Annotated in this window: 9 protein-coding genes; 7 read left to right on the top strand and 2 right to left on the bottom strand. The window is 38.6% G+C overall.

Annotated features, from left to right (window positions below; all coding sequences use genetic code 11):
• The 7 genes from L647_RS0100950 to L647_RS0100920 all read left to right on the top strand — a co-directional run.
• Positions 1 to 646, top strand: a 646-nt coding sequence (locus L647_RS0100950) for an N-6 DNA methylase (protein WP_024609543.1), incomplete at its 5' end; no start/stop codon positions are given.
• On the top strand, positions 636 to 1,880 hold the full coding sequence (locus tag L647_RS01000000123435) for a restriction endonuclease subunit S (protein WP_024609542.1): 1,245 nt from the start codon (positions 636 to 638) through the stop codon (positions 1,878 to 1,880). The genes L647_RS0100950 and L647_RS01000000123435, both read left to right, overlap by 11 nt.
• 191 nt (positions 1,881 to 2,071) lie before the next feature.
• Positions 2,072 to 3,349 (top strand): nucleotidyltransferase, encoded by a 1,278-nt coding sequence (locus L647_RS0100940; RefSeq protein ID WP_024609541.1) that lies wholly within the window; start codon positions 2,072 to 2,074, stop codon positions 3,347 to 3,349.
• Positions 3,350 to 3,357: 8 nt separating this feature from the next.
• Positions 3,358 to 3,978, top strand: coding sequence for an SLATT domain-containing protein (locus L647_RS0100935; RefSeq protein WP_024609540.1), 621 nt, complete (start codon positions 3,358 to 3,360; stop codon positions 3,976 to 3,978).
• Complete coding sequence (locus L647_RS0100930; RefSeq protein WP_024609539.1) at positions 3,971 to 7,270, top strand: HsdR family type I site-specific deoxyribonuclease; 3,300 nt, start codon at positions 3,971 to 3,973, stop codon at positions 7,268 to 7,270. Before L647_RS0100935 ends, L647_RS0100930 begins: the two co-directional genes overlap by 8 nt.
• Complete coding sequence (locus L647_RS0100925; protein WP_024609538.1) at positions 7,270 to 8,112, top strand: SprT family zinc-dependent metalloprotease; 843 nt, start codon at positions 7,270 to 7,272, stop codon at positions 8,110 to 8,112. The genes L647_RS0100930 and L647_RS0100925 overlap by 1 nt, the downstream gene beginning before the upstream one ends.
• 25 nt (positions 8,113 to 8,137) lie before the next feature.
• Positions 8,138 to 8,533, top strand: coding sequence for a hypothetical protein (locus L647_RS0100920; RefSeq protein ID WP_139015413.1), 396 nt, complete (start codon positions 8,138 to 8,140; stop codon positions 8,531 to 8,533).
• A gap of 89 nt (positions 8,534 to 8,622) precedes the next feature.
• Here the strand turns inward: L647_RS0100920 and L647_RS0100915 are convergent, their stop codons facing one another.
• The gene (locus L647_RS0100915; protein WP_024609536.1) at positions 8,623 to 9,030 is read right to left on the bottom strand and encodes a DUF2384 domain-containing protein; all 408 of its coding nucleotides are present in this window, start codon (positions 9,028 to 9,030) and stop codon (positions 8,623 to 8,625) included.
• A 20-nt stretch (positions 9,031 to 9,050) separates the two neighbouring features.
• On the bottom strand, positions 9,051 to 9,569 hold the full coding sequence (locus tag L647_RS0100910; RefSeq protein ID WP_024594456.1) for a hypothetical protein: 519 nt from the start codon (positions 9,567 to 9,569) through the stop codon (positions 9,051 to 9,053).
• Between the last annotated feature and the right edge of the window lie 190 nt (positions 9,570 to 9,759).

Below are 9,759 nucleotides of genomic sequence, written 5' to 3'. Positions count from 1 at the left end.
CCCGCCGTTTAGTTTGGATAAATGGGGGCATGACGATGCTAGTAGCGATCCATATGGGCGTTTCCGCCGTGGTGTACCACCTAAAACCAAAGGTGACTACGCGTTTATCAGCCATATGATTGAAACGGTAAAACCAGATACAGGGCGTATGGCGGTAGTTGTGCCACATGGTGTGTTATTTCGCGCATCAAGTGAAGGTAAAATCCGTAAACAACTTATTGAAGAAAACTTGCTTGATACCGTTATTGGCCTACCTGAAAAGTTATTCTTCGGTACAGGCATCCCTGCAGCCATCTTAATCTTCAAAAAACAAAAAAACGATAACAACGTATTGTTTATTGATGCAAGCCGTGAGTTTAAATCAGGCAAAAACCAAAACCAGTTAACGCCAGACAACATTCAAAAAGTCATCGAGACCTACAAAGCACGTGAAACTACCGATAAATACTCATACCTAGCAAGTGTTGACGAAATTGCCGAGAACGACTTTAATCTAAACATCCCTCGTTATGTTGATACCTTTGAAGAAGAAGCTGAAATTGATTTAGTGGCAGTACGTACTGAACGTGTGCAACTGAAAAATGAGCTACAAACCCTTGAAGCAGAAATGGAAGGTTACTTAAAGGAGTTGGGTTATGGTGCCTAATGGATGGGAAAGGAAGCCAATTAAAGAACTGTGTGAATCGATAATTGACTGCGTAAATAAAACTGCTAAGCACGTTGATTATGTCACTCCCTTTAAAATGATTCGAACCACTAATGTACGCAACGGGCGTGTTGATACTGAGAATGTCAGGTTTGTTGAGGAGGAAATATACAAACAATGGATTCGTAGGGGGGCTCCTAAAGACGGGGATATAATTTTTACTCGCGAGGCTCCGGTTGGAGAGGCCGGAATTCTGGAGAATGCTAAGGGGATATTTCTTGGCCAAAGAACTATGATGTATCGCTCTGCACCAGAAGTATCGGATAACCGATTTTTATTTTATTCACTCATGAGTGGATATTGCCAAAAACAAATTGAAGATTTTAGTAACGGTGGAACGGTTGCTCATATGCGAGTACCTGATTGTGGAGAGCTAATGATCAATACTCCACCACTCCCTGAACAACGCAAAATCGCCACTATCCTATCCACTTGGGATAAAGCGATTAGCGCCACCGAACGCCTAATCGACAGCAGCAAACAGCAGAAAAAAGCCCTGATGCAACAACTGCTCACTGGTAAAAAACGCCTACTTGATGATTCAGGTAAACCGTTTGAGGGGGAGTGGGAAGAAGTAGTAGTTGGTGCAGTTGCAAATTTAACAGCAGGAGGAACACCAAGCACAAAACATCCTGAGTATTGGAGTGGAGAAATCCCTTGGATGAACTCAGGTGAAGTCAATCTTAAACAAGTTTGCTCAGTTGAAGGTCGTATTACAGAGTTAGGCCTAAAGAAATCTAGCACTAAAGAAATTCCATTAAATAGCATTCTTATAGCTCTTGCAGGGCAAGGAAAAACTCGAGGCACTGTAGCCATAAATCGAATCAAACTTTGTACAAACCAGTCCATCGCTGCAATTATGCCAAATGAACAAAAACTTGATTCGGAGTATCTATATTTTAACTTGGACGGCCGTTATAAAGAGTTGAGAGCAATGTCCACAGGTGATGGCGGCCGTGGTGGATTAAACCTTAGCATTCTTAAATCAATTAAGTTGAAATTACCTACGCTAGAAGAGCAAAAAAAAATAGCTACTGCTCTCATCAATGCAGATAAAGAAATCGATCTATTAAAGCAACAACTCGCTGATTTAAAACAAGAGAAAAAAGCGCTTATGCAGCAACTGTTAACGGGCAAGCGCAGAGTAAAAGTTGACGAAAAGGAGGTCGCATAATGTCAAAAGGTAAAAATCCACACGTTGTTAATCCCCCCTGATAGTTGAGCAGTAAAATGCTGGCAATTCAAAAGTAACTAAAGTTACGAGCCGTTTAACACCGAAGTTCACGGGAGAGATGGACAAATTCGTACTGGTAACAGTTATGGAACTGATCCTCATTCAGCTACAGATCTAAAGTAAGGATACAAATGACTACATCAGAAATGTTCAAAGATTTTCTTAGCAACCTAAAAGTTGATAATGCCTCAAATATCAGTTTGAGGTATGGAGAAATTACCAATTCATTGAACAAACAGTTTAGAGGTACTGAATCTAAAACTACTAATACGCTGCAAGTTGGCTCATATGGTAGGTGGACAGGTATCAAGGGTATTTCTGATTTGGATATGCTTTATGTCATGCCGAGTACAAAGTGGAACGATTATAAAAACGATCAATCCAAATTATTGGAAGACACCAGAGACGCAATCAAAGCCCGATACTCAAATACTGAAGTAAAGATTGACCGATTGGTTGTTCAAATTGTCTATACCAACTTTATGGTCGAGGCTCAGCCTGTTTTTAAACAAGACGACGGAAGCTTTAAGTACCCCGACACTTATAATGGCGGAAGTTGGAAGATCACTAAACCGAAAGAAGAGATTGATGAAGTTAAAAATGTTGTTGATAACAAAACTAATAACTTTCGTCATCTTTGTAAAATGGCTAGAGCGTGGAAAAATAAGCATGGCGTAGGCATGGGCGGCTTATTAATTGATACGCTCGCATACAATTTCTTAAACTCGACAACCGAATACGATAACAAAACTCACGCTTATTATGACTTGATGTGTCGTGATTTCTTTAAATATTTGGCTGATGAACCTAATAAAGAGTATTACGCAGCTTTAGGTAGTCGCCAACAAGTAAAAGTTAAAGAAAAGTTCCAAAGTGCTACTCTAGATGCTTATGATTTGTGCTTAGCTGCGATAAAAGCTGGAGGACAAGATTCTGCCAATAACAAATGGAAAAAGGTTTTTGGTAGAAATTTTCCAGCAGCTCAAACTGTACAAAAAAGTAAGTCACTCAAAGCCTTTAAAAATACTGAGCAGTTTATTGAGGACTTACACCCAGTTGATATTCGATACTCACTTAAAATTGAATGCGAAGTAACTCAAAACGGCTTTAGGTCAGATTTTCTTACCAAAATGCTCGCAAACCGAACTCCTTTATTAGCCAATAAAAGATTAGACTTTATGGTTGAGAAGATTAATGTTCCAGGCGAATACATTATTAAATGGAAGGTTTTAAACCGAGGTACTGAAGCGGAGAAAAAAGATTGTGTTCGAGGTCAAATATTTAGAGATGATGGGTTTAGAAAAAGAAGAGAAACAACCACATTTAAAGGTGAACATATTGTTGAGTGCTTCGCGATTCAAAATGGTGTGGTTGTTGCGAAAGATAGAATTAATGTGCCGATTCAGTGAGGGGAGTTATGGAAAAGAATGATTTATTAAAGCACATTGCTGAAACTGGATACAACGTAGGCTATACAGCTAAGTTACACTTTGCTAGTTATGAGTTGATAGAGAAAATACCTAGCTTAATAAGCTTCATATCAATGGCTTTTGGTATCTATGCATTAGCTTTTGAATCTTTATCAACAAAAGATATCTCCAGTACATTGTTAGTTTTGGGTATTGTCGGTCTCTATGTTAGTAATCGAAATAGTGACAAGATACACTATAAAATCAAAGGGGATAAATTAACTAATTTATTTAATGATTTAAAGCGTCTAAATAATGAAGTTAAAGCTGCTTCTGATGAACTTACTAATTTTTCATACAGACTTGGTTTAATCGAAGAGAAATTTAATGAGAACTGCTCACCTAATCACATAATATTTGCGACTTGGTTTGCCCACTATAAGTTTTTTTGGGAACAACAAACAGGTTGGATTGAAGAGCACAAAGAATTTGGCCTTTTTAGAGATAAAATTCCATTAACCTTTTGGTTTTCGTTAATTGTGGTGGCAATTATCTTTTTGCTGAATACAGAGTCAATCATGTCTCATATTTGTGAGTTCACACAAGTAAAGGAGGCAACTCATGAGTAATGCTTCTGTTAACTTTCAAGAAGAGTTTAGCGCAAAAATCCCGGCACTGACCCTCTTAAACAATCTAGGTTACACCTTTATTCCACCGAGTGAATGTGAAGCCTTACGCAGTAATACATTAGCAAGCCATAAGAAAAGTACCCATCAGGTGGTGTTGTTACCTGTGATGCGTGACTTTTTAGCCAAACAGACGTTTTCGTTTGCAGGTAAGCAGCATACGCTATCAGAAGCGGCCATTGATAAGGTCATGCATGAGCTAAACCCTGCCATGAACCTTGGATTAAAAGCCGCTAACGAGAAGGTTTATGATGCGCTAATGTATGGCGTGAGCGTTACTGAATTTATTGATGGTAAAAAAGCATCCCCCACTATTAAGCTGATTGATTGGCATAATATTGATAACAATGCGTTTCATTGTACCGAAGAATTAGTTGTACAAAATGCCGAGGGTACAGGCAACCGCAGACCGGACATTGTGTGTTTTGTGAATGGTTTGCCATTAGTGGTGATTGAGGCAAAACGGCCCGACTCAAACAAAGAAGGTAAATCGACCAATACTGAGGCAATTTCTCAGCATATTCGTAACCAAAAGCAGGATGAAATACCGCATTTATATGCCTACAGCCAGTTGCTGCTAGCCATAAATGGGCATGAGGGCTTGTATGCAACGTGCGGCACCCCTGAGAAGTTTTGGGCGAAGTGGAAAGAAGAGCATATTCCTGAAGCTGAGTTTGTAAGGCTTAAAAACCACACACTGAGTGATGAGCAATTAAATATGCTGTTTAATCATCGCTCAGCCAAGGATAAAGCTGATTACCTTTCACTTGTTGCTGCGGGTGATTTAACGATTACTGACCAAGACAGACTCATTGTAAGTTTATTACGCCCTGAGCGCCTACTGGATATGACCCGACTATTTACGCTGTTTGATAAGAAAGCAGGCAAGATTGTTGCGCGTTATCAGCAAGTGTTTGGGATTAAAGCACTTATAGAACGTATCAATACGTTTGATGATACTGGTGCACGTGAAGGCGGTGTTATTTGGCATACCACTGGCAGTGGTAAGTCGTTTACAATGGTGTTTTTATCAAAGGCGCTTATTTGGCTTGAAGAGCTAGCGCAGTGCCGCGTAATTATTGTAACTGACCGTGTAGACCTAGAAGACCAGCTAAGCCGTACTTTTGCCTCTGGTGGTGTACTCACCGACCGCGATAAAAAAGATGCAATGGCAACCACAGGTAAGCGTTTGGCAGAGCAAATTGGTAAAGGTAACGAGCGCGTTATTTTCTCGATTATTAATAAATTTGGCTCTGCAATAAAACACAAAGACTGCTACAACGATAGCCCAAATATAATTGTGTTAGTGGATGAAGGCCACCGCAGCCAAAACGGTGAAAATAATATTCGTATGCAGCAGACGCTACCTAAAGCCGCTTTTATTGCCTTTACAGGTACGCCGCTATTAAAAGACGATAAGACCGAAAATAAATTCGGTAAAATTATTCACTCTTACACTATGCAGCAAGCAGTTGAAGATAAAACCGTGACCCCACTGCTGTATGAAGAGCGCATACCAGAGCTAAACGTTAACGACAAAGCCATTGATGCGTGGTTTGATCGTAGTACCAGTAAGCTAAGTGATAAACAAAAAACCGATTTAAAAAGAAAGTTTTCGCAAAAAGGTCAAATATATCAAACTGCCGATCGCATTATGTTAATTGCCTATGATATTGCCGACCATTTTCAAAACTTTAAGCATCAGGGTTTAAAAGGCCAGTTAGCCTGTGATTCTAAAGCCTCTGCAATACGCTACAAAGAGGCGTTAGATAAAATCGGTACTGTGGCGTCGGTTGTGGCGATGTCGGCTCCTGATACGCGTGAGGGGCACGATGTAGTTGATCAAGAAAGCAAAGACATTGTACAAAATTGGTGGAAGGCCAATGTTGATAAAATGGACGAAAAAGCCTACACCAAAGCCATTATTGAAGACTTTGGTAGAGACGATGGCCCTGATATCATGATAGTGGTTGATAAGCTGCTAACGGGCTTTGACGAGCCAAAGAACACAGTGCTTTACATCGACAAACCCCTTAAAGAGCACAACTTGATCCAAGCCATTGCCCGTGTTAACCGGTTGCATAGCAAAAAGCAGTTTGGTTACTTGATTGACTACCGAGGCATATTAAAAGAGCTTGATACCACCATAGAAAAGTACCAAGACCTTGCGGAGCGCACCCAAGGCGGCTTTGATATAGACGACCTGAAAGGTTTATATAACCGCATGGATACGGAATATAAAAAACTGCCGGGGTTACACAGTGATTTGTGGGCGATATTTGAAGGGGTTAAAAACAAGCAAGACGGCCCCGCGCTTCGTCAAGCGTTAGCACCGAAAGTACATGAGGTTGATGGTAAGCTCACCGATACCAACCTTAAAAAGCGTGATGATTTTTACTCTATACTTACGGCATTTTCAAACTGTATGAAAGTAGCGCTGCAATCAGCGACCTACTTTGAAGATAAGTCGTTCGATAACAAGCGTGACCTATACAAGCGTGATTTAAAAGCTTTTGTAGATTTACGTAAACAAGTACGTGAAGATGCTGATGAAACTATTAATTACGATGAATACGCTGAAGACATCCGTAGCTTACTCGACAAACACATAGCAGGCATTGAAGTAAAAGAACCTGACGGAGCTTACTTGGTAGGCAACTTAGGAAAAGGCGTTAAGCCGCAAGATTTGAGTGATGATGAGGCTCGTAACCAAACGGACAAAATTACTGGTCGTATCACCAAGATGATTGAGCAAGATTTAGCTGATGATCCTTATGCACAAGAATACTTTTCTAAAATGCTTAAAAAGGCCATTGACGATGCTAGAGCCATGTTTGATGCCCCTGTTAAGCAGTACATCTTGTTCGCTGATTTTGAACAAGAAGTAAAAGACCGCAAAGTCTCTGATGTTCCAAGTGACTTTGTGGATGACGCCGGCAAGTTAAACAAACATGCTCAAGCCTATTTTGGCCTGTTCAAACATTTGTTTGATAGTGAGCTTTTAACTGAAAAGGCACTGGATAACGAGAAATTGGTATCGCTTGCTTTTAATATTGATGCCGTCGTAAATGATGCGGTTGCTGAGTATTCCATTAACCCTGCGGAAATTGAAAATGCCATTCACATGAAGTTATTACCATTACTGTTCGCTGAGCTTGGCCTTGATAACGCTCAAAAGCTAATTGAAGAAGTGTTGAAGAAGACCCGTTTAGGTATATCACGAGGTGACGTTTAGTGAGCAAGCACTCTGTTGCCGCTGCTATTCATTCTGAAAAAAGTAGCACAACAACCAACGAACAGGGTGTTTTTACTTATGGTAACGACACCATTCGCTATGACGTTATTCGTAAAACAAAGCCTAGTGATACCGCTAAAAAAGTAGCTCGTAAAATCATTATAAAAGTTCACCCTGATCAACGTGTTGTGGCAAGCGTGCCTCATGATACAAGCGAAGATACTATTCGAGAAGCCATGTACAAGCGTGCAAGGTGGATATGGCAAAGTATTAATGACTTTGCAAAGCAAAAAGACATGGTACTACATAAACAATATGTGAGTGGCGAAACCCAGTTTTATTTAGGTAAGCGCTATGTACTCAAGGTAATTGTTGATGCCGAGCAAGTACCTAACGTAAAGCTAAGCCGTGGCAAATTGAACGTAACAATCAAGCATGAAGTGAGCAAAGATTTTGCCCCTGATAGTCAAAATAGCCGCGCTGCGAAAATTAAGCCGCTAATCGACAAATGGTATCAACATAAAGCAAAAGCCATTTTCCATGAACGGCTTGCAGAACTACTACCTAAAACCACGTGGGTAACAGGCATTCCCTCTTTTCGTGTAATGGCGATGAAAAAGCAATGGGGAAGCTGTTCAACTAAAGGCAACTTGATGCTCAATCCACACCTTGTTAAAGCACCGAAAGAGTGTATTGACTACGTAATATTACATGAGCTTTGCCATATAGCTGAACACAACCACAGCGAGCGTTTCTGGCGTTTGCTAACCCAAGTTATGCCTAATTGGAAAGAAGTAAAAGCCAAGCTAGATGATATGGCGGAGATGTATTTGAATGAGTGAAACACAATTAATAGGTTTATAAAACGTGATTAAGAAAAAGATGCCTGAAAGTTTTATAGAGTTTTTGTCGCTGCTCTCTAATAATAAACTTATAACTGACTTTACGAATCAATTAATATCACTACCTTCAGAAGAAGATAATTACTTTATCTCAATTGGTGACAGATGGTGTTCAGTAGAAAATATCGTTAAGCGGGACTTAAATTTTAGTAAACAGTTAGATAGCTTTGCTTTTGAAGATTTAGATCCTAATTTTTCATTCAGCTCAGGGAATTTAAAAGCAATATATCTACCAGATGAAGACTTCATAAACGGCGGTAGTGCAATTATAATTTTCTCTATCGTTGGCAGCACATGGCGACATATAGTTCCGTTAGAAAATCAATTGTCTTTATGGGAGCAACTAGGCCTTCTAAATTAATACTGTTTTATTAATAATTGAAACTACAACAGTACGTTTAAAGAGAGCTTTAACTATTTTCATTTATATACAGAGCAAAATGAAAGGTACTAATTTTTAATGATTTCATCTGTGATTTGACTATCTAAGTATTTCCTTACTTGAGGTAAGTTATTTGCGCTATCTTTTAAGATGAAATCTAACGCAGAGCTGTTGTCAAATATCTGATTTTCTCTTGTTATCCATGCATGAGCTAATTTTTTATCTGAAAAAAGCGTTCCAAGTGCTTTGTATATTCCTAAGACATACGAAATACGCAATAAAGTATCATCGGATAAAGTTATTATTATGTCTTGTTTCCAGCTTTTAAATAATTGTTCAGATGACTGACCAAGTAAATTCGTTTGCTCCTTTTTTGTAACTTCCCATTTCGTCATGATGTTAAAAAAAACACGCAAAGCAATCTCTGAGGTTCTTTTAGGGTTTTTATTTAATATTTCATTCTTTAAAAGTGACATAAATACACTCTTGTATTTGCTCAGTTGTTTTGAGCGAAAGAATAGCTATTGAGCTTATATAAGCCAAGTAGCGTGTTAATTGTAGATATCTTATTTTGTAAAAAATATACCCTTTCTTTTTTGATCAGATACTCTAATTGGGTTTCTTTTTCTAGAGTTTTCCCTAATATTACGTCAATATTGTAGGGAACTAGTGTTGCTCTGCATTTTATCATCTCTAAATCACATAGTGCTTTCTGCATATCAAGAGCTAAAACAAAACTGAAATGCAGCTCCTTTTCTACTTCAAGTATGTGATGTGGTTTGTAGAATAAATCTGTTTTTTTATATCTGATGCCTTTAGAGTATGTTGATATGATCAGTAAAGATTTTTTTGTAAGCTTTTCTAAATATAGTGAAACCAGTTTTTCTATTTGCTCAAAGCGAAAGTATTTAGCAATTTCTAATTTCGTAAAATCATCACATATCTTCGAAGAATAAATATACACTGTTTTTTTTGAATCAATAATTTCATGAATAATAGAATTTACATCTGCCATATATCACCTCACTTCCTTTATTATGACTAATAAGTCATTTTTTATGTAATATAGTGCATATGAGCTGTATTGGCAATATGGGATCATCCTATTAAAAAATAGGGTTTGATCTTAATGGTTCATGTAAACAAATTAATTGGCAAAAATATAAAATTAGCGCGAGTAAAAAAAGATTGGAGTCAAGCCGATC

Source organism: Pseudoalteromonas sp. TB64 (assembly GCF_000498095.1).
GTDB lineage: Bacteria > Pseudomonadota > Gammaproteobacteria > Enterobacterales > Alteromonadaceae > Pseudoalteromonas.
This window is presented reverse-complemented; position numbering and strand designations above follow the sequence as displayed.